The sequence below is a fragment of the Novosphingobium sp. AAP93 genome (assembly GCF_001296055.1).
Classification (GTDB): Bacteria; Pseudomonadota; Alphaproteobacteria; order Sphingomonadales; family Sphingomonadaceae; genus Novosphingobium.
Genome location: NZ_LJHZ01000110.1, coordinates 12,535 through 32,525 on the forward strand (window position 1 = coordinate 12,535; position 19,991 = coordinate 32,525).

Below are 19,991 nucleotides of genomic sequence, written 5' to 3' on the forward strand. Positions count from 1 at the left end.
CGAAAGGCCCCGCAAGCAATTGCGGGGCCTTTCTTTTTGTCGGGTCGAGATGGGGGAGGGGCAGGATGCCCGCTCTCCCCGCAGCTCGTCAGAACTTGGCGCGGAAGCCCGCGTAGAACGACGTCCCGCTTGTCTCGGTCGGATAAGTGTTTGAGCCGATGTCCGGCTGCTGGTTGAACAGGTTGTTCACGCCGCCGTAGAACTCCATCGTCTTGTTGACGGTGAAGTTGGCCGAGATGTTGTGCACCCAGCGCTCCTTGTACCACGCGTACTTGGGATCGACGTAGTTCGGGTTGCCGTTGGTGCGGTCGGCCGAGTAGCGCCGGGTCTTGTCCCACCACGAAACGCTGTAGTTGAAGCCGAGCGGACCGGTCTGGTACGACAGGTTCACGAAGGCCTGATACTGCGGCTGATAGGTCTCGCCCAGCGTGCTGCGCGGCGCGGCGCCCGGCGAATCGACGAAGGTCAGCGTGTTCAGGTAGTTGCCGACAAACTTCAGCTGGAAGTCGCCGATCTTCTCGAGCCGGAATGCGTAGTTCACGTTGAGCTCGAGGCCCGAGGTGCGGAACGCGGCGACATTCTGTGGCTGCACGGTATAGTCCACGATCAGGCCGCTGCCCTGCGCACGCACCAGCGATGCGCAGAACGGATTGTTGATCGTTGGCTGGTCGACGCACAGCTCGGCCAGCTTCTGTGCATCGACCGTGTTGATCGCCTGCTTGAGCTTGATGTCATACCAGTCGAGCGCAATCGCTAGGCCGCGCACAAAGCTCGGCTGAATGACCACGCCGGCGGTCCACGTCCGGGCCTTTTCGGGCTGGAGGTTGGGATTGCCGCCGCTGGTGCCCGAGATGTTGACCGTACGGGTGTCCTCGAAGTTGGCAATCTGGTCCGGCGTCAGTCCTGCGGCCGTGAGCAGGGCATTGCAGTTGGCGGCACGATTAGCAGTGCCGAGGCCGATGTTGGAGGGCAGGCAGGGATCGTCGAAGAACGTGAAAGTCTGCCCGGCCGCACCATAAAGCTCGCCGATGTTGGGCGCGCGTACCGCCTGCGAGATCGTGCCGCGGAAGCGGATGTCGGGAATGGGAGCCCAGGCCGCATCTACCTTCCAGGTCGTCGCGCCACCGGTCGAGGAGTAATCCGCATAGCGCACCGCGCCGCTCACATCGAGCACATGGAAGAACGGCTTGTCCTTCAGCAGCGGCAGATCAAGCTCGGCGAAGGCTTCCTTCACATCGAACTTGCCGCGCGTGATGCCCAGCTTGTTTGAGAAGGTGAGGCCCTGCTGCTCAAGCGGATCGGGTACGAAGCTGGAGCTTTCCTTGCGGTATTCGCCGCCGACCACGAAACCGACCGGGCCGCCCGGAAGATTGAAGAAGCTGCGCGTGTCGCCGGATAGCGAGGCGTTCACCACGTGCTGGGTGATGCGCGAGCGCTCGGTCGTGTTGGCGCGCACGAAATCGACGCCCGCCGGATCGCTGCGGCCTTCGCCGAAGAGATTGATCGGACGGCATTCACCCGGCTTGAACGTCACCGCGGCAGCCGCTGTCGGATCGAGATTGACACGGCAGGTGATCTGACCTGTCGCCGGATCGCGCACGGCATCAAGCGCGGCGTTGAAGCGATCGGTGTAGCGGTCGTTGACAAAGCGGTTGGTCACGTCCGTGTGGCCGAAGACGTAGGACACTTCGTAGTGCAGCGACGAGGACAGATCGCCTTCCGCGCCGATCACCGAACGGAATGTCTCGCGCTTGATGTTCTCGCCGCGCTGGCCGAGATCGAAGTTGTCGCGCGTGATGAGAACGCCGCCATTGGCTGGATCGATCGCTGCCTGGATGCTCGCGGGGATATAAGGATTATCCTGCGGCACGAAGATGTAATAGTCGAACGTCGGCTGCCCGAGCGAATAGGACTTCGTGTTCGCGTACTTGGTCTCGACAAACAGCTTGAGCGCCGGCGAGACTTCGAAGCGGGCGTTGAAGTTCACCACGTGGCGCTTGATCGAAGGCAGCAGGTCGTTGCCGTAGTCTGAAACCAGTGTGTCGTCGCTGCCGCGCGAATAGCCGCCGGGGATCGAGGTGCCGAGGTTGTACACCGCACCGTCGCCGCGGAAATCGGGAACCCCGTCGAAGTTCACATCAATGGCGCCCTGTCGCGACGACCACTCATAACGCACATCATTCAGCGGAATACGGCTGTAAACACCCGGCGTGTTCGGCGTGTAGTCCGGGTTGCGGACGAAGGTGATCGCGCGCGAGCCGGTGAACTGCGGGCGGTCGCGCGTCTGCAGGCGGTCGCTGGCGCCGTATTCGTAGGCCAGTGTCACGTTGCCGCGACCACCTGCGAGATTCTTGCCAAGCGTCAGTGCAGCAAAGCGGTCGCCGGCATCGCCATACTTGCTGATCCCGGCCTGCGCCTGCGCGGCGATGCCTTCGAAGTTCTGCTTGAGCACGAAGTTGACCACGCCGGTCACGCCGTCCGCACCATAGATCGCCGAGGCGCCGCCGGTGAGCACGTCGACGCGTTCGATCAGGCTGACCGGGATCGTGTTGATGTCGACGGCCTGCGAGCCTTGGACGCCGGACACCTGGCGACGCCCGTTGATCAGGACCAGCGTGCGATCGACACCCAGATTGCGCAAATTGAGGAGGTTAAGGCCGGTATAGCCGATCCCGGCGCGATCACCCGAGTTGTCGCGCGAGGTCTCGGATCCGACCAGCGCGGGCAGGCTCGCGGTCAGGAAGGTGGTCACATTGGTGACGCCCTGCTTCTCAAGCAGATCCTTGCCGAAGGAAACCGTGGGGCTCGCGGTCTGGTAATCGGTACGGCGCAGACGCGTACCCGTGACGACGATGTCGGTCGTATCCGGCGCCAGGGTGGTAGCGGTCGTGTCAGGCGTCGCGGGGCTCTGGGGCTTGGCCTGCGCCCATGCAGAGGTCGGGAGGTAAGCAGCTAGCGCAAGGGTCGAGGCAGCAACAAACAGGGATGAGCGGCACGGGTGATTGAGCAACATAATTTCCCCCATATTGGAGGAATATAAATTACTCACCACTTCGGATGTGACAACCCTTTGAATTTGCCCAAAAGTGTTAATCCATGTTGCTAAGGGTGAGGCAAGGGGAGCCGCCGACCGCCCATCGCGTCAGCAAAACTTTGTCGCGCCTGAGAATTATTCCCTGGCCCTGAACTCGCGTGCAATTGCCTATGTCAAGGTTGCTGCAGGCTCACGCGGCCTTGCGCATGTCCAGTTCAAGCCGCTGCCAGATCTCGACCAGCGCATGGGTCAGCTCGATCATCATCGCCTCCGTATGCGCGGGGCCGGGCGTGAAGCGCAGGCGCTCGGTGCCGCGCGGAACGGTCGGATAGTTGATCGGCTGCACATAGACGCCGTACTCGGCGAGCAGGATGTCGCTGACCTTCTTGGCCCGCACCGGATCGCCCACCATCAGCGGCACGATGTGGGTAGTGGACGGCATCACCGGCAGACCGGCCTCGGCAAAGGCCTTCTTGAGGAACGCCGCCGCTGCCTGCTGGCCCTCGCGCTCGACGCTCGAGGCCTTGAGGTGGCGCACCGCCGCCAGCACGCCGGCCGCCAGCACCGGCGAAAGCGAAGTGGTGAAGATGAAGCCCGGCGCATAGCTCCGGATCACGTCGATGATCCGCGCGTCGGCCGCGATATAGCCGCCCATGACGCCGAACGCCTTGCCCAGCGTGCCCTCGATGATGTCGATGCGGTGGGCCGCCTCGTCACGCTCCGAAATCCCGCCGCCGCGCGCGCCGTACATGCCCACGGCGTGGACTTCGTCGATATAGGTGAGGGCGTTGTACTTTTCGGCCAGATCGCAGATCGCGTGGATCGGGGCGACGTCGCCGTCCATCGAATAGACGCTTTCGAACGCGATGAGCTTGGGCAGCGCCGGATCGGCCTCGGCCAGCAGCTCTTCGAGATGGTCCACGTCGTTGTGGCGGAACACGCGCTTTTCAGCGCCCGAATTGCGGATGCCCGCGATCATGCTGGCATGGTTGAGCTCGTCCGAGAAGATCACGCAGCCGGGCAGGATCTTGGCGAGCGTCGATAAAGTGGCATCGTTCGAGACATAGCCCGAGGTGAACAGCAGCGCGCCCTGCTTGCCATGGAGGTCCGCCAGTTCGGCTTCCAGATCGACGTGGTAATGCGTATTGCCGCCGATGTTGCGCGTGCCGCCCGAGCCGGCGCCGACATCGTGCAGTGCTTCTTCCATCGCGCCGATGACCTTCGGGTGCTGGCCCATCGCGAGGTAGTCGTTCGAGCACCACACAGTGATCGGCTTGGGGCCATTGTGTCCGGCGAAGCAGCGCGCGTTGGGATAGGCGCCCTTGTTGCGCAGGATATCGATAAAGACGCGGTAACGACCTTCAGTATGCAGACGCTCGATCGCGGAATCGAAAACCTGATCGTAATTCACCCGCGGCTCCTCATGAACCAGTTGCCACAACCCTGTGCGCAGCGCGCTCACGGAACCGGGGGTCCTTGGGGCGCTGTGACTGTCTTCGAACCGACGCAAGCCCGAAGCGAGCGGCGCTTTACGCCGCTTGTCCGGGCAACGCCAGCGGCATTTCGGTCATATCCCGGGAGGGCACAACGCCCTATCGCGCGCTCTTGTGCTCTCTCACGGGAAGCCGGGTGGGTGGCGCAGCGGCAAAACGTGGCCCCTCTGCCTGATCCTGCAACCAGCCGAGGTCGTGGCCGTAGACAATCTTCAGCCCCGGTTCGCGTTCTTTGAGCCTCGCCAGCCCCTTGATCCACGCCAGCGTCTGCCGGCGATCCTCACGGCCGACCCATTCCGCTGCATAGCGTGACCGGGGGCGCTGCCATTCGACATTGCGCCGCATCGGGGCCGTGTCGCCAGCAAACAGATACTCGCGGCCATCCTGCAGGCGGACGTAGACCATCTGCGCGCCACCCATAAAACCCGGGGTGCGGACAATCGCGATGCCCGGCGCGATGGCGGCATAGGCGTAAGGGGCCATCAGGCCGGCAGGGGCGGGAGTGATGGTCTGCGTGAAGCTGGGAAAGAGCGCCTTGATGGTCTCCAGCTGCTGCGGATTGCCGATCAGCTTTTTTGCAACCGAACGATCTTCGACCAGCAGGGTCACAAGTCCGCCAATATGGTCGAGATCCTCACTGGTGAAGATGACACGCCGCGCCGCGAGCAGCCAGCTCTCGGCGGTCTTCTGGATTTCCGGACGGTAGTTGTCATAGCCCCAGGTCGCGGCCTGGTCCTTGGTCAGACCGACGTTGATGATCGTATCCCCGCCCGGCGTGAGCAGGCGCCACACGAACACGCCGGTCTGCTCGCTGCGCAACCCGCCGCCTGCAATGAGGTACGTGCCGGGCTCGGAATTGGTCGCGACGGCGGCATATTCGATCGCGACCGGACGCGGCCCCTTCTGGCTGTCGGCGAGTGTGCGCAGACGCGCAATGTCGATATCGCACGGCGCGACAGACGTGGGGCCCGGATCCATCAGCAGCCAATAGTATGGCACCGCCACGATCAGGATCAGCAGCAAGGCAATCCGGTTCAGCATGGTGCGGTGCAATAACCCCGATCCGGTCAGAACACCAGCCGCTGGCGAAGGCCATAGCGAGCCAGTGCCGGCATCAGTTTCGCATCGTCCGGATCGTCCTTGGTGAACAGCGCAAGGTCCCCGGTCTTGCCCGGCGCCCAGGCTTGCCCCTCGGTAAGGAAAGCGATTCGCCGCGCGATCCCGTCCGACCCGTCGACGAAGCGCACGCCCGGCCCGAAGGCCTCGGCGAGCTCCGCCTCCAGCAGCGGGAAGTGCGTGCAGGCAAGCACCACGGTGTCGATTCGCGCCCCGTCGGGCATCGCGCGCAGTGCCGCTGCAGCACGCGCGAACACCGCCGGATCGACCGGTTCGCCGCGCAGCTTGCCTTCGGCTGCGGCGACCAGTTCGGGCGCACCGTGGCGCAGTAGGCGCTTGTCGGCGGCGAACTCCGCTTCCAATCGGTCGACATAGCCCTGCCGGATCGTCGCCTCGGTGCCGAGCAGGCCGATCACGCCCGTCTGCGTCATGGCCGCCGCCGGCTTGATCGCGGGCACCGTCCCCACGATCGGCACTTCAAGCACTTCGCGCACCGATGCGAGCGCGATCGTGCTTGCGGTGTTGCAGGCGATGCAGACGAGGCGAGGGTGATACCGCTCGGTCAGCCGCCCCAGCAGCCCCGAAACGCGCGCCGCGATCTGCGCCTCGGTCTTGCTGCCGTAGGGAAGGCCCGCATTGTCCGAGACGTACATGACCGGCGCCTGCGGGAGGAGTGTGCGCACCTTGCCCAGAACGGACAGTCCGCCGACGCCGGAATCGAACATCAGGATCGGGGCGGCAGGATCGACGGTCATCGCGACTCTTCTATCGGGAACGGCGGCAAAAAGAAAAGCAGGCCTCTCCCCTTTGTGCCCGGCGGCGGTTAAGGGTTGGGGCATGATCATGGCATTCGCTTACCTAATCGGCATCGTCGCCTTGGCCTATCTGCTGGGCTCGGTGCCCTTCGGCCTCCTGCTCACGAGCTTCTACGGCGCGGGGGACCTGCGCAGCATAGGCTCGGGCAATATCGGGGCCACCAATGTCCTGCGCACGGGTCGGAAGGGCCTCGCCGCGGCAACGCTTCTGCTCGATCTGGCCAAGGGCGCGGCGGCCGTCATCCTCGCGCGCCAACTGTTCCTGGGGACAGAAGCGCTGGCCGCCTTCGCCGCCGTCATCGGCCACTGCTTCCCGGTCTGGCTGCGTTTCAATGGTGGCAAGGGCGTCGCCACGACCATGGGCGTTGCGCTCGGTCTCGCCTGGCCGATCGGGCTTGCCTATGCCGTGGTCTGGCTGGGCATGCTCGCGGCCACGCGCATTTCCTCGCTCGGCGGCCTTTGCGCGGTGATCGCGGCGCCGATCGCAGCTAAGGTGCTCGGCTATCCGGCTTACGCTCCGGTGCTGGCCGCCATCGCGCTGCTGGTGATCTGGCTCCACCGCGCCAACATCGCCCGCCTTCGCGCCGGGACCGAACCGCGCATTGGCAGCAAGGGATGAACCTCGCCGCGCCAGCGCTGTCCGAAGCCGAAGTGTTCGCGCGGCTCAGCGTCTTGCGCTCCGCCGGTATCGGCCCGGTCAGCTACTATCACCTCATGCGCCGCTTCGGCGGTGCAGCGAAGGTGCTGGAAGCGCTGCCCGATATCGCCGGGCGCAGCGGCGCGCTCTATCGCCATGTCCCGCGCGAGCGGATCGTGGCTGAAATGGAGCGGTTGCAAGCAGCGGGCGGCCATTACCTCTTCCACGATGACCCTGCCTATCCCCGCCTCCTTGCCGCTCTGGAAACCCCGCCGCCGGTGCTGACGTATCGCGGTGACCTTTCGCTGCTGGGGCAGGGGGCGGTTGCCCTCGTCGGCGCGCGCAATGCCTCTGCCGGTGCCTGCCGCCTCGCCCGCGACTATGGCGCCTCGCTCGCCGCGCGCGGCTACGCGGTGGTCTCGGGCCTCGCGCGCGGGATCGATGCGGCTGCGCACCGCGGTGCGCTTGCCGCCATGGACAAAGGCGGCGGCACCATCGGCGTGATCGCCAGCGGGATCGACGTCACCTACCCGCCCGACCACGCCGAACTGCAGGAGGACATCGCCGTGCGCGGTCTTCTCCTTGCCGAAATGCCCCCGGGTACCGAGCCGCTCGCGCGTCACTTCCCGTTCCGCAACCGCATCATCGCCGGGCTCGCTGCAGGCACCGTCGTCGTCGAAGCCGCCCCGCGTTCCGGCTCGCTCATCACCGCCCGCCTCGCCGCCGAGGCGGGCCGCGAGGTCATGGCCGTGCCCGGCTCCCCGCTCGACAGCCGCTCGCGCGGCTGCAACGAACTGATCCGCGACGGCGCGATCCTCGTCCAGTCGGCGGACGACATCGCCGAACTGCTCGAACGCTTCGATGGCCCCTCGCGGCTCAAGCTGCGCGAGCCCATCTGGACGGCGATGGACGAGGGCCCGGTGCAGTTCGCGCCTCAAGGGGATGCGGAAGATGGTCCGGCTGACATCGCCCACTTGCTCGGTATGGCTCCGGTCGCCACCGACGAACTGATCCGGCAGAGCGGTGCGAGCGCAGGGGCGGTGCAAATGGCACTGATCGAGCTGGAACTGGCCGGGCGGCTCGTTCGGCACGCGGGCGGGCGCGTCTCGCTCGCCTGAACTCGCCAACGATGGGCTGATCGGCCAGATCAACCGCCTCAAGTGACAGCACGCGTTACGGACTGGACTTTCTCGCAAAGCTGCGCAGAACGCGGCGCTTGACGGTGGGGGCAAAACCTCCCCACCCTCGCGCGTACGTGTAAGGCCTCGAAAGTCCATCCTCGCCCATGCAGCTTGTCATCGTCGAATCCCCGGCCAAGGCCAAGACCATCGAGAAGTATCTCGGTCCCGGCTTCAAGGTCCTCGCGTCCTACGGCCATGTCCGCGACCTGCCTGTGAAGGACGGCTCGGTTCGCCCGGACGAGGACTTCGCGATGGATTGGGAACTCTATGGCGACAAGGCGGCGCGGGTGAAGGCGATCGTCGATTCGGCCAAGGCCGCCGACCGACTGATCCTCGCCACCGACCCCGACCGCGAGGGCGAGGCGATTTCTTGGCACGTGCGCGAGCTGCTGGCGAAGCGCAAGGCGCTGCCCAAGGAAGTCGAGCGCGTTACCTTCAACGCGATCACCAAGGCGACCGTTACGGACGCCATGAAGCACCCGCGCGAACTCGATCAGGATCTCATCGACGCCTATCTCGCCCGCCGCGCGCTCGATTACCTGTTCGGTTTCACGCTTTCGCCCGTCCTCTGGCGCAAGCTGCCCGGCGCCAAGTCCGCCGGCCGCGTCCAGTCCGTCGCGCTGCGCCTGATCGTCGAGCGCGAGCGCGAGATCGAGACCTTCAAGGCGCAGGAGTATTGGTCGGTCGTCGCCACGCTTGAGCAGGGCGGCACCCCGTTCAAGGCCCGCCTCGTGCGCTTCGAGGGCGAGAAACTGGAGCGCCTTTCGCTCGGCAATGAAGGCATTGCCCAGCGCGCCAAGGCGACCGTCGAGGCCGCGACCTTCCGGGTCGAGGATGTCGAGACCCGGCCGACCCGCCGCAATCCCTATCCGCCGTTCACCACCTCCACGCTCCAGCAGGAAGCCGCGCGCAAGCTCGGTTTCTCCGCCAGCCACACCATGCGCGTCGCCCAGACGCTCTACGAGGCCGGCGCGATCACCTACATGCGGACCGACGGCGTGCAGATGGATTCGAGCGCGATCAGCGCCGCGCGCGCCGCGATCAGCAAGCGCTATTCCGGGCACTACCTGCCGGAAAAGCCCCGCCACTACGAAACCAAGGCCAAGAACGCGCAGGAAGCGCACGAAGCGATCCGCCCGACCGATTTCGGCAACGACCGCTACGGCAGCGGTGACGAAGCGCAGCTCTACGACCTCATCTACAAGCGCGCGATGGCGAGCCAGATGGCTTCCGCGCTCATCGAACGCACCACCGTCACGTTGCGTGAAGGCACCGGCAAGCACGAGCTGCGCGCCACTGGGCAGGTCGTGAAGTTCCCCGGCTTCCTTGCCGTCTACGAGGAAGGCCGCGATCAGAAGGCCGATGGCGCCGATGATGGCGAGGACGAGACCAGCCTACTCCCGGTGATGAACCCCGGCGATACCCCCGCCAAGCGCGGCGTCGAGGCCACACAGCATTTCACCCAGCCGCCGCCGCGCTATTCCGAAGCCAGCCTCGTCAAGCGTCTGGAAGAGCTCGGTATCGGCCGTCCCTCGACCTACGCGGCCACGCTGCAGGTGCTGAAGGACCGCAACTATGTCCGCACCGAGAAGAACCGCTTCTTCGCCGAGGAAAGCGGGCGCCTGCTGACGGCCTTCCTTGAGCGCTTCTTCGACCGTTACGTGGCGTACCAGTTCACCGCCGGCATGGAGGATGAACTCGACGACGTCTCCGGTGGCCGCGCCGCATGGAAGGCCGTGCTCGAAGCCTTCTGGCGCGACTTCAAGCCCAAGTCCGACGAGGTCATGGAAAAGAAGCCGAGCGAGGTGACCGCCGAGCTCGACACCTTCCTCGAGGACTATCTGTTCCCCAAGCGCGAGGACGGCTCCGACCCCCGCCTTTGCCCCAAGTGCCAGGCCGGCCGCCTGTCCTTGCGCGGCGGGCGCTACGGCGCCTTCGTTGCCTGCTCGAACTACCCCGAGTGCAAGTTCACCCGCAAGTTCGCGCAAGGCGGCGGCGAGGGTGAGGGGGGCGATGGCGATGAGGCTGGCCTCGGCAAGGACCCGGTGAGCGGCCTCGAAGTCACGCGCCGCTCGGGCCGCTTCGGTCCCTACATCCAGCTCGGCGACGGGAAGGAGGCCAAGCGCGCCTCGATCCCCAAGGACATTCCCGAGCTCGATCTGGAATGGGCGCTCAAGCTCCTATCACTCCCGCGCGAGATTGGTCCGCACCCGGAAACGGGCAAGATGATCACTGCAAGTATAGGACGTTACGGCCCATACCTCGCACACGATGGCAAGTACGGCCGACTTAAGTCTACGTCCGAAGTGTTCGAGACGGGCATGAACGCTGCGGTGGTCAAGCTGGCCGAAGCCGCCTCAGGTGCAGGCGCGCGCGGCAACCGCACTCCGGTCGAACCGCTCAACACCTTCGGCCCGCACCCGACTTCCGGCGGCGAGATGAAGCTGCTGGCGGGCCGCTACGGCGCCTATGTCACCGACGGCACGACCAATGCGACCCTGCCCAAGGACGTCAAGCCCGAGGACCTGACCCTCGAACAGGCCATCGCGCTGATCGACGCCCGCGCGGCTGCTGCCCCCGCCAAGGGCAAGAAGAAGAAAGCCGCGCCCAAGAAGGCTGCCGCCAAGGCTCCGGCCAAAAAGCCTGCCGCCAGGAAAGCACCTGCCAAGAAGGCGGTAAAGTAGGTCTTTTGCCCCAGATCATGCTGGTCTCGTCGCCCCGTGCTTGACATGGGGCTAGGCTGTTCTTCGGGCGCGGCGGCTGAAGAAAAGCCAAGGCCCGGAGCAAGTCCGGGCCGACGATTGCGGCTTATGCACTCTCCCAGCCGTACGTCTCGTAACGCGCCCTCAATTCGGCACCGCAAACCAGATCGTGTGCTTCGGCCCCTTGCCGTTGGTCCGGGCCGCGACGCGGATTTCCTCCACCGCAAACCCGTTCTTTTCCAGTCGCCGCGTGAATGCCGGATCGGGGGCTGCCGACCACACCGCCAACACACCGCCCGGTGTCAGCGCCCGCCGCGCCGCACGCAGGCCCGAGGCGCTGTAGAGGCTGTTGTTGCCCTCGCGCACTACGCCGTCCGGTCCATTGTCCACATCGAGCAGGATCGCGTCGAAATCCCCGTGCGCCCCGTCGATCACGCTGCCGACATCGCCCATGATCAGCCGCACACGGCGGTCATCGAGACAGCCGGCCGCCAGCTCTGCCATCGGCCCGCGCGCCCATTCGATGATTTCCGGCACGAGTTCCGCCACGACCAGTTCGGCTTTTGGCCCCAGAACTTCCTGCGCCGCGCGCAGCGTGAAGCCCATGCCATAGCCGCCGATCAGCAGAGACGGGGCAGGGCGGCCCTTGAGGCGCAGAATTGTTTCGGTCGCCAGCGACACTTCCGAGCCGCTCATCCGGCTGCTCATCAGCTCGTTATGCCCCATCACGATCATGAAATCGCGGTCGTGGCGATAGAGTTTGAGGTCTGTCCCGCCCGGCACATGCGCCGTGCCCAGCAGTTCGCGCGCAATCATCTTGAAATTCCTTCAGCCAAGGCTCTGCGCCACTTTGTCGAGTTCTTCCTGCGGCACGATGATCGCGCCGCTGCGCGGGCTGTCGAGATCGAGGATCGTCCCATAGGCCGCCGCCAGCAGCGTGAAAAACAGCACGGACGAGATCGCTGAGCGCCAGTCGGCTCGCCCGGTGGTGAAGCCCAGCAGTGCGGTGCAGGCACAGCAATAGAGCGCCAGCAAGCCCAGAACCTCGCTCGGCAGCCGCGCCGAACGCGCGGCATGGCGCTCGGTCGTTATGTCACACATCGCGTTGTAGGCGGTGACGAGCGTCGGCCCGCGCGTATCGGGCGGCATGGAGCGCAGCACCGCGAACAACTGGTCGCCAAACTGTCCGCAACTGCGCGAACTGGCGTCGTGTGCGGCCTGCCATGCGTCCTCGCCGGCATTCTTGCCCACAGCCGCCCGCTCCGCCGCGTAGTGCTTCAGCGATGCGGCAAGCGGCTGGCGCTGGCTGTCCTCGAGCAGTGCGAGCCGTGTCGACATCGTGCCGATGGCATTGGCTTCCTCGATCACCAGCAGCCGCCGCGTCTCGTAACGGCCAATCGCGAGGCTGAAGGCAAAGGCCATCAGCAGCGCCAGCAGGCCGAATGCGCCCGATAGCACATAGCTCTCGCCGCCCGCCTCGCCGCCCGCGCCCGCCCGCCGGTGCAGCGCCACGCCAAGCCGCCACAATGCCGACATCGCCACCAGCAAACCCAGACCCGGTAGCACTATCGACAAAGCCGCTCCCATCGCCCAGTCTCCTACTTCACCCAGTCGAGCCCGATTTCCTCATAGATTTCACGTGCCTCGGCCCAGCCTTCCTCCACCTTCACATGGAGGAACAAATGAACCTTCATGCCCAGCAGCTCCGCCAGTTCCTTTCGCGCCGCCTCGCCGATGGTTTTCAGCTTAGATCCGCCCTTGCCGAGCACGATCGCCTTCTGGCTCTCGCGCGCGATCACGATCTGCTGGTGAATCTCGACCGAGCCGTCCTTGCGCGTCACGTAACTCTCGGGCCGCACCGCGCTGTCGTAGGGCAGTTCGTCATGCAGTTGTCGGTAGAGCTGCTCGCGGGTGATCTCGGCCGCCAGCAGGCGCTCGCTGGCATCGGAGACCTGATCTTCCGGATAGTGCCAGGCCCCCGCCGGCATCCGCTCCGCCAGCTTCATCTTGAGGTCCGCCACCCCGTCTCCCGTCAGCGCCGAGACGAAGAACACCTCGTCGAACCCGCCCTGGGGCGCCAGCGCTGCCGCCATGTCGAGCAAGGGCTCCTTGGCAATCACATCGACCTTGTTGAGCACGAGGATCTTGGGCTCGCTGCGGCCCTTCAGGCTCTCGAGGATCGGCTCCAGATAGTCGCGCTTCTTCTTGCGCGCATCGACCACCAGCAGGATCGCGTCGGCCCCTTCCGCGCCCTCCCAAGCGGCATGGACCATCGCGCGGTCCAGCCGCCGCTTGGGCTCGAACAGCCCCGGCGTATCCGCGAGGATGATCTGCACCCGCTCACCGCCCGGCAGGTCCTGCAGCGCAATCCCCATCAGCCGTGCCCGCGTCGTCTGCGCCTTGTTCGAGACGATCGCGACTTTCTGCCCGACCAGCGCGTTGACCAGCGTCGACTTGCCCGCATTGGGCGCGCCGATCACCGCTACAAGTCCGCAATGTTCGGGCGTTTGGGGTTCCGTCATCTCGATCTCATCCATATCGCGTCATGAAGGCGGCCGCCGCGCCGCGCTCGGCTTCCTGCTTGCTTGATCCCGTCGCCCGCTCGCTGCCCACACCCGGCACTTCCACCTGCACCGTGAACACCGCCGCATGGTCCGGCCCGCTGCGATCCACCAGCGTGTAGACTGGCGGCTTGCGGCGATTACCTGCGGCCCATTCCTGCAGCGCCGCCTTGGGGTGCTTCCTCTGCCCCGCGCCGCCCGACATCGCCGGCTCCCACGCGGCACGCACGAAATCGCGCGCCGCATCGAAGCCGCGTTCGAGGAACAGCGCTCCGATCAGCGCTTCCATCACGTCGCCCAGCACGTTGTCGCTCTGCCCGGCGCCGTCGCCGCGCGCCTGCTTGCCGAGCCGGATATGCGGCGCCACGCCCAGCCGCCGTGCAACATCGGCGCAAGTCTCCCGGCTCACCAGCGCATTCAGCCGCTGCGACAGCTTGCCTTCCGCCGCCTCGCTCTGTGCGTGGAGCCATTCGGCAATCGCAAGGCCCAGCACCCGGTCGCCCAGAAATTCCAGCCGCTGGTAATCGCGCGCTTCGCCCATCGAGCCGTGGGTCAACGCCTCATGCCAAAGCCCATCCTGTTCCGGGGCCTTGCCGGTCAGCGCGGCGATGAAGCCCGCGGTCTCTTCCGAAAGTGAGCCGCTCAGAACGTGCCCCCGATCCGGTTCGCCCGGAGCGCGGTGAACCAGGTCCACGGCAGGAACCAGTTGGCGCTGCCGTCGGTCGACCACATCACGATGGTCGCACGGCCGATCAGGTTGTCCTGCGGCACAAGGCCAATCCCGCCACCTTCGACTGCCGGGAAGCGGCTGTCCATCGAGTTGTCGCGGTTGTCGCCCATCAGGAACACATGGCCCGCAGGCACCACCACCGGCGGCGTGTCGTCCTGCGGCCGGTAGCCCAGATCGAGCACGTTGTAGGTTTTGCCTCCGGGCAGTGTCTCGCGGTACTGCGGATAGTGGCAGCTCTGGATCCCGTTCGGCTCAACCGCCTCGAACTCGGGTGCGACGCAGGTGGTGTTGGACGATTGCCGGATCACGAAGTCCGCGATCTTGACCTTGGGCACCGGCACGCCGTTCAGGTGCAGCTGGCCGCCGATCATCTGCACCGTATCGCCCGGCAGGCCGATCACGCGCTTGATGTAGTCGACATCGTTGCCCGGCGGCGCCTTGAAGATCACCACGTCGCCGCGCTGCGGCTGGCCCGCGAAGATCCGGCTCGGCAGCAGCGGAAGGCTGAACGGCAGCGAGTAGGACGAGAAGCCATAGGGCCACTTCGCGGCGAGCAGGTAATCCCCGTTCTCCAGCCGCGGCAGCATCGATTCCGAGGGGATGTTGAACGGCGAGAACACGAAGCTCCGGAAGAAGGCCACGATCAGCACCAGCTTGATCACGAACACCGGGAAGCTGTCTTCCCTGCGCTCTTTCTTGTTCTTCGCGGACGGCACAGGCGCGTCCTGCGCCGTCGTGGCCATGGTCTCGGGCGTATTTTCAGGGGTCTCTGTCATCGCAGCGGTCATGTGGAGGGGCCTCGCATCCGTCAAGCGCAGACTGCATCGATAGCGCCGTGCAGACGAATTTTGCAGGGGCGCCCATCGGCCCTGTCTTGCACTTGATCGAATGGGCAGGGTACGTCCGCCGCATCCCCCAGGAGACAAACCGATGGCCGCCACCGCAACCGCCCCGCTCTGGACCGCGCTCGAAAACCTCCCGCGTCCCGCGTTGACGGAACTTTTCGCCGATCCCGGGCGGCTCGATCGTTACGCGGCGGTGCTCGATCTTCCCGGCGGACCGATTCGCTTCGACTGGTCGAAGACGCACCTTTCGGCGGATGTCGAAGCCGTGCTCGGCCAGATCGCCGAAGCAGTCGATCTCACCGGCAGCCGCGAGGCGCTCTTCGCCGGTGCGCTCATCAACAACACGGAAGGGCGCGCCGCCACGCACATGGCCGAACGCGGCGCCGGCAATCCCGCCGCAGCGGAGGAAGCCGAGCGCTTCCACGAACGCATGCAGGCTCTCGTCGAGGCAATTCACGAAGGCTTGCTGGGCGAGGTGAAGAGCCTCATCCACATCGGCATCGGCGGCTCCGCCCTCGGCCCGGCACTCGCCATCGATGCGCTGGCCCGTGAGGATGCCAGGGTCGCCGTCCATGTCGTCTCGAATGTCGATGCCGCCGCGCTTGCCGCCGCCACAGCGCAGTGCGACCCGGCCACGACCCTGATCGCGGTTGCCTCCAAGACCTTCACCACCACCGAGACGCTGATGAACGCCGTCAGCGCGCTCGACTGGCTGCGCGAAGGCGGCGTCGAAGATCCCTTCGGCCGCGTCGTTGCGCTTACCGCCGCGCCGGACAAGGCCGTCGCCTGGGGTGTCGATGAAACCCGCGTCCTGCCTTTCGCGGAGACGGTCGGCGGGCGCTATTCGCTGTGGTCGTCGATCGGCTTCCCCATCGCGCTCGCGCTGGGCTGGGAGGGGTTCTCCGCCTTCCTCGCCGGTGCCGCCGCCATCGACCGCCATTTCCTCGAAGCGCCCTTGGCCGATAACGTCGTCATCCGCGCCGCTTTCGCCGATCTCTACTACACGCAGGCCCGCCACTGCGGCAGCCGCGCCGTCTTCGCCTATGACGAGCGGCTGCGCCTGCTCCCCAGCTATCTCCAGCAGCTCGAGATGGAATCGAACGGCAAGCGCGTCCTCGCCGACGGCACCCCGCTCACCCGGCCCAGCGCGCCCGTCACGTGGGGCGGGGTCGGCACCGATGCCCAGCATGCCGTGTTCCAGCTGCTCCACCAGGGCACGCACCTTATCCCGGTCGATTTCCTCGCGGTCAGCGTCCCCGGCCACGATTTCGACCCGGCGCATCACCGCACCCTGCTCGCCAACTGCTTCGCGCAGGGCGCCGCGCTGATGGCCGGCAAGGCCGGCGGCGATGACATGGCACGCGACTATCCGGGCGACCGTCCTTCCGCCACGATCCTGTGCGACGAACTCGGGGCGGCAACGCTCGGCAGCCTCATTGCCTTCCACGAACACCGCACCTTCGTCTCGGCGACGATGCTCGGCATCAATCCGTTCGACCAGTTCGGGGTCGAGCTCGGCAAGGCCATTGCCAAGTCGATCGAGGCAGGCGATGCCCAGTTCGATCCCTCGACCACCGCGCTGCTTGCCGCCGCCGGGATCGACGGCTGAGCCGCCGTAACGTCACGCGAAACAGCCACGAATTGCCGCTGGCGGGGGAGGGGATGCATCCCCATATAGGGCCCTGCACGAGGAGCCTGATATGACCGACGACGCTGCCTACGACTACGACCTTTTCGTAATCGGTGCCGGTTCCGGCGGCGTCCGCGCCAGCCGTGTCGCTGCCAGCCACGGCGCCCGTGTCGCGGTGGCGGAGGAGTTCCGCGTCGGCGGCACCTGCGTGATCCGCGGGTGTGTCCCCAAGAAGCTCCTCGTCTACGGATCGCACTTCGCCGAGGAACTGCAGGACGCAGCGAACTACGGCTGGACGGTCGAGAAGACCACGTTCGACTGGCCGACCCTCCGCGACGCGGTGCTGCGCGATGTCGACCGCCTCAACGCCGCCTACACCTCGACGCTCGAGACGCATAAGGTCGAGCGCTTCCTCGAGCGCGCCGTGATCACCGGCCCCCATTCGGTCCGCCTCGCCTCGGGCCGCGAGATCACCGCCAAGCATATCCTCGTGGCGACGGGCGCCTGGCCAATCATGCCCGAGTTCGAAGGCTCGGAGCACTGCATCACCTCCAACGAGGTGTTCCATCTCGAAAAGCTGCCGCGCCGCGTGGTCATCGCTGGCGCCGGCTATATCGCGATGGAATTTGCCGGCATCTTCAACGCACTCGGCAGTCACGTAACAGTGATCAACCGGTCCGAAACGCTGCTGCGCGGCTATGACGAGTCGCTGCGTGACCGCCTGCTCCAGATCACCATGGCGCGCGGCATCCAATACCGCTTCAACTGCCCCTTTGAAAAAGTCGTCAAGCGCGACGACGGCGTGCTCGAAGTCTGGCTCAAGGGCCAGCCCGATCCGGTCCTTGCCGATCAGGTGCTCGTCGCCGCCGGGCGCAAGCCCAATACGGCAGGACTCGGCCTCGAAAACGCCGGTATCGTGCTGGGCGAGCGCGGCGAGATCGTTGTCGATGAACGCGCGCAGACCTCGTGCCCAAGCATCTACGCAGTTGGTGACGTAACGGACCGCGTCCAACTCACCCCCGTTGCCATCCGCGAGGGCCAGGCCTTCGCCGACCGCGTGTTCGGCAACAAGGACGTGAGGATCGACTACAGCTGCATCCCCAGCGCCGTGTTCTCGCAGCCGCCGCTCGCCGGGGTCGGGCCCACCGAGGGCCAGGCGCGCAACAAGTACGGCTCGATCAAGGTCTACTCGTCCGATTTCCGCCCGATGAAGAACATCTTCGGTCACCGTCCGGAGCGCGGCCTCTACAAGATGATCGTCGATGCCGCGACCGACCGGGTGCTCGCGATCCACATGATCGGCCCCGAAGCGCCCGAGATCCTGCAGGCCGCTGCCATCGCGGTGAAGGCCGGGCTGACCAAGGCCGATTTCGACGCCACCGTCGCGCTGCACCCATCGATGGCGGAAGAACTCGTCCTCATGAAGTAAAGGTTGCAACTTGCAACTTGATTGCTAGTCTCCCCGGAAACACCACGGGGAGTACCGCGTGAAGCTGCAAGGCAAGACCATCCTTCTCACCGGCGGGACCGACGGTATCGGCCTGCGCCTTGCCCGCCAGCTGCGCGACAAGGGGGCGCAGCTTATCGTTACGGGACGAACGCCCGAGCGCATCGCCGCCGCGCAGGCGGAAGGCTTCGAAGTGATCACGGCGGACTTGGCCGGGCCGGAGGGCGTCGAAGCCTTGCTCGCCGGCCTTGGCGGACGCCCCATCGATGTGCTGATCAACAACGCCGGCATGGGCACCGCACACGATTTCCGCGAAGCGCCGCCGGTCGAGGCCGATGACGAGCGCACGCTCTGGCTCAATGTCCACGCGCCGATCCGGCTGATCGGCCGCCTGATGCCCGTATTGCGCAGCCGCTCCGAAGCGATGATCGTCAACGTGACCTCAGGACTCGCCATCGCGCCCAATGCCGGCTCGCCGCTCTATTGCGCCACCAAGGCCGCGCTGCGCAGCTATACGATGGCCTTGCGCGAACAGCTCAAGGGCACCGGTGTTCACGTGCTCGAAGCGCTTCCGCCGCTCGTCGATACCGCGATGACCGCCGGGCGCGGCAGCAACAAGCTCGCGCCCGAAGAATGCGCGCGCCAGATCATCGCCGCGATGGAAAGCGGCGCCAACGAAGCCAATGTCGGCATGGTGAAGGTCCTGCGCGCGGTCTATTCGCTCTCGCCCGCGCTCGCCCGTTCCATCATGCTCCGTTTCTGAAGGGAGTTCACCATGAGCAAGACAGTCCTCGTCTCCGGCGGCAGCGGCTATATCGCCGGCTTCATCATCCAGCAGCTTCTCGCCGAGGGCTGGACGGTCCACACCACGGTGCGCAGCCTGAAGCGCGAGGCCGAACTGCGCCCGCTGCTCGGCGGCACGCCCGAGACGCTCAAGTTCTTCGCCGCCGATCTCACGACCGACGCAGGCTGGGCCGAGGCCATGGACGGCTGCAGCCATGTCGCCCATGTCGCCTCGCCGCTCTCCAACATTCCGCCACGTAACGAGGATGATCTCATCATCCCCGCACGCGAGGGCGTGCTACGCGCGCTGCGCTTCGCCAAGGCCGCCGGGGTCACGCGCTTCGTCCAGACCTCCTCGGTCGCCGCCATCGCCTATGGCCATGGCAAGGGTACCCACCACTTCACCGAGGCGGACTGGACCAATGTCGAGAGCAAGGACGCCTATGCCTACGTGAAGTCCAAGACCATCGCCGAACGCGCCGCGCGCGACTGGATGGCCACGGACGGCTCAGGCATGGAGTTCCTCTCGATCAATCCTGCCGCGGTGCTCGGCCCGGTCTGGTCGAAGGACTTCTCCGCCTCGATCGAGATCATCAACCAGCTGATGTCCGGCGCGCTCCCCGGCTGCCCCGATCTTGGCTTCGGGATCGTCGACGTGCGCGATCTCGCCGATCTCCACGTCCGCGCGTTGACCGAACCCGGCCTCGACGGCGAGCGCTTCATCGCCTCCGGCCCCTTCCTCAAGATGAAGGACGTCGCCGCCATCCTGCGGGCGAAAATGCCGCTCGAAGCGCGCAAGGTGCCCACCCGCGGCCTGCCGGACTGGCTCGTCCGTCTTGGCGCGAAGTTCAATCCCGTGGTCAAGCAAGTCGTCGGCGAACTCGGCAACGTGCGCGACGCCAGCGCCGCCCACGCCCTCGAACGCCTCGGCTGGAAGACCCGAGACCCCGCCGACTCCATCGTCGACTGCGCGAAAAGCCTGATCCAGCAAGGCGTTGTGAAGGTCTGAGGATGATC

Annotated in this window: 16 protein-coding genes; 7 read left to right on the plus strand and 9 right to left on the minus strand. The window is 65.8% G+C overall.

Going from position 1 to position 19,991, the window contains the following annotated elements; genetic code table 11:
- Positions 1–88 precede the first annotated feature (88 nt).
- The 4 genes from IP83_RS16770 to murI all read right to left on the minus strand — a co-directional run bounded on the left by IP83_RS16770 (position 89) and on the right by murI (position 6,398).
- Positions 89–3,013: a TonB-dependent receptor domain-containing protein gene (locus IP83_RS16770; protein WP_054123384.1), complete on the minus strand. Its 2,925-nt coding sequence runs from the start codon at positions 3,011–3,013 to the stop codon at positions 89–91.
- Positions 3,014–3,224: 211 nt separating this feature from the next.
- Positions 3,225–4,445: a 5-aminolevulinate synthase gene (gene hemA, locus IP83_RS16775; protein WP_054123385.1), complete on the minus strand. Its 1,221-nt coding sequence runs from the start codon at positions 4,443–4,445 to the stop codon at positions 3,225–3,227.
- 181 nt (positions 4,446–4,626) lie between these two features.
- Positions 4,627–5,568 carry a hypothetical protein gene (locus IP83_RS16780; RefSeq protein WP_054123386.1) on the minus strand — a complete coding sequence of 314 codons (942 nt, stop codon included), beginning with the start codon at positions 5,566–5,568 and terminating at the stop codon, positions 4,627–4,629.
- 26 nt (positions 5,569–5,594) lie between these two features.
- Positions 5,595–6,398: a glutamate racemase gene (gene murI / locus IP83_RS16785; RefSeq protein ID WP_054123387.1), complete on the minus strand. Its 804-nt coding sequence runs from the start codon at positions 6,396–6,398 to the stop codon at positions 5,595–5,597.
- An 88-nt stretch (positions 6,399–6,486) separates the two neighbouring features.
- Between murI and plsY the strand changes: the two genes are divergently transcribed.
- The 3 genes from plsY (at position 6,487) to topA (ending at position 10,960) form a co-directional block, all read left to right on the plus strand.
- Entirely contained in the window at positions 6,487–7,077 is a 591-nt protein-coding gene (gene plsY, locus IP83_RS16790; protein ID WP_054123435.1) for a glycerol-3-phosphate 1-O-acyltransferase PlsY, read from the plus strand.
- Positions 7,074–8,213 (plus strand): DNA-processing protein DprA, encoded by a 1,140-nt coding sequence (gene dprA / locus IP83_RS16795; protein WP_054123388.1) that lies wholly within the window; start codon positions 7,074–7,076, stop codon positions 8,211–8,213. The genes plsY and dprA overlap by 4 nt, the downstream gene beginning before the upstream one ends.
- Before the next feature lie 167 nt (positions 8,214–8,380).
- Positions 8,381–10,960 (plus strand): type I DNA topoisomerase, encoded by a 2,580-nt coding sequence (gene topA, locus IP83_RS16800; protein WP_054123389.1) that lies wholly within the window; start codon positions 8,381–8,383, stop codon positions 10,958–10,960.
- Between the two features lie 162 nt (positions 10,961–11,122).
- On the opposite strand, the gene IP83_RS16805 is transcribed toward topA, so the two are convergent.
- The 5 genes from IP83_RS16805 to lepB form a co-directional block, all read right to left on the minus strand.
- Entirely contained in the window at positions 11,123–11,794 is a 672-nt protein-coding gene (locus IP83_RS16805; protein ID WP_054123390.1) for a spermidine synthase, read from the minus strand.
- A gap of 12 nt (positions 11,795–11,806) precedes the next feature.
- Positions 11,807–12,514, minus strand: a complete 708-nt coding sequence (locus IP83_RS16810; protein WP_231625095.1) for a hypothetical protein — start codon at positions 12,512–12,514, stop codon at positions 11,807–11,809.
- A gap of 62 nt (positions 12,515–12,576) precedes the next feature.
- A complete protein-coding gene (era, locus tag IP83_RS16815; protein ID WP_156309809.1) occupies positions 12,577–13,500 on the minus strand; it encodes a GTPase Era in 924 nt (307 codons plus the stop codon).
- 7 nt (positions 13,501–13,507) lie between these two features.
- The gene (rnc, locus tag IP83_RS16820; protein WP_054123436.1) at positions 13,508–14,227 is read right to left on the minus strand and encodes a ribonuclease III; all 720 of its coding nucleotides are present in this window, start codon (positions 14,225–14,227) and stop codon (positions 13,508–13,510) included.
- The gene (gene lepB, locus IP83_RS16825) at positions 14,182–15,045 is read right to left on the minus strand and encodes a signal peptidase I (protein ID WP_369817034.1); all 864 of its coding nucleotides are present in this window, start codon (positions 15,043–15,045) and stop codon (positions 14,182–14,184) included. The genes rnc and lepB overlap by 46 nt, the downstream gene beginning before the upstream one ends.
- 154 nt (positions 15,046–15,199) lie before the next feature.
- On the opposite strand from lepB, the gene pgi reads away from it, so the two are divergent.
- From pgi to IP83_RS16845, 4 genes are all read left to right on the plus strand, one after another.
- Complete coding sequence (gene pgi / locus IP83_RS16830; protein WP_054123393.1) at positions 15,200–16,723, plus strand: glucose-6-phosphate isomerase; 1,524 nt, start codon at positions 15,200–15,202, stop codon at positions 16,721–16,723.
- A gap of 91 nt (positions 16,724–16,814) precedes the next feature.
- Positions 16,815–18,173 (plus strand): glutathione-disulfide reductase, encoded by a 1,359-nt coding sequence (gorA, locus tag IP83_RS16835; protein ID WP_054123394.1) that lies wholly within the window; start codon positions 16,815–16,817, stop codon positions 18,171–18,173.
- A 58-nt stretch (positions 18,174–18,231) separates the two neighbouring features.
- Positions 18,232–18,954, plus strand: a complete 723-nt coding sequence (locus IP83_RS16840) for an SDR family oxidoreductase (RefSeq protein WP_054123395.1) — start codon at positions 18,232–18,234, stop codon at positions 18,952–18,954.
- Between the two features lie 12 nt (positions 18,955–18,966).
- Positions 18,967–19,983: an aldehyde reductase gene (locus IP83_RS16845; RefSeq protein WP_054123396.1), complete on the plus strand. Its 1,017-nt coding sequence runs from the start codon at positions 18,967–18,969 to the stop codon at positions 19,981–19,983.
- Positions 19,984–19,991 lie beyond the last annotated feature (8 nt).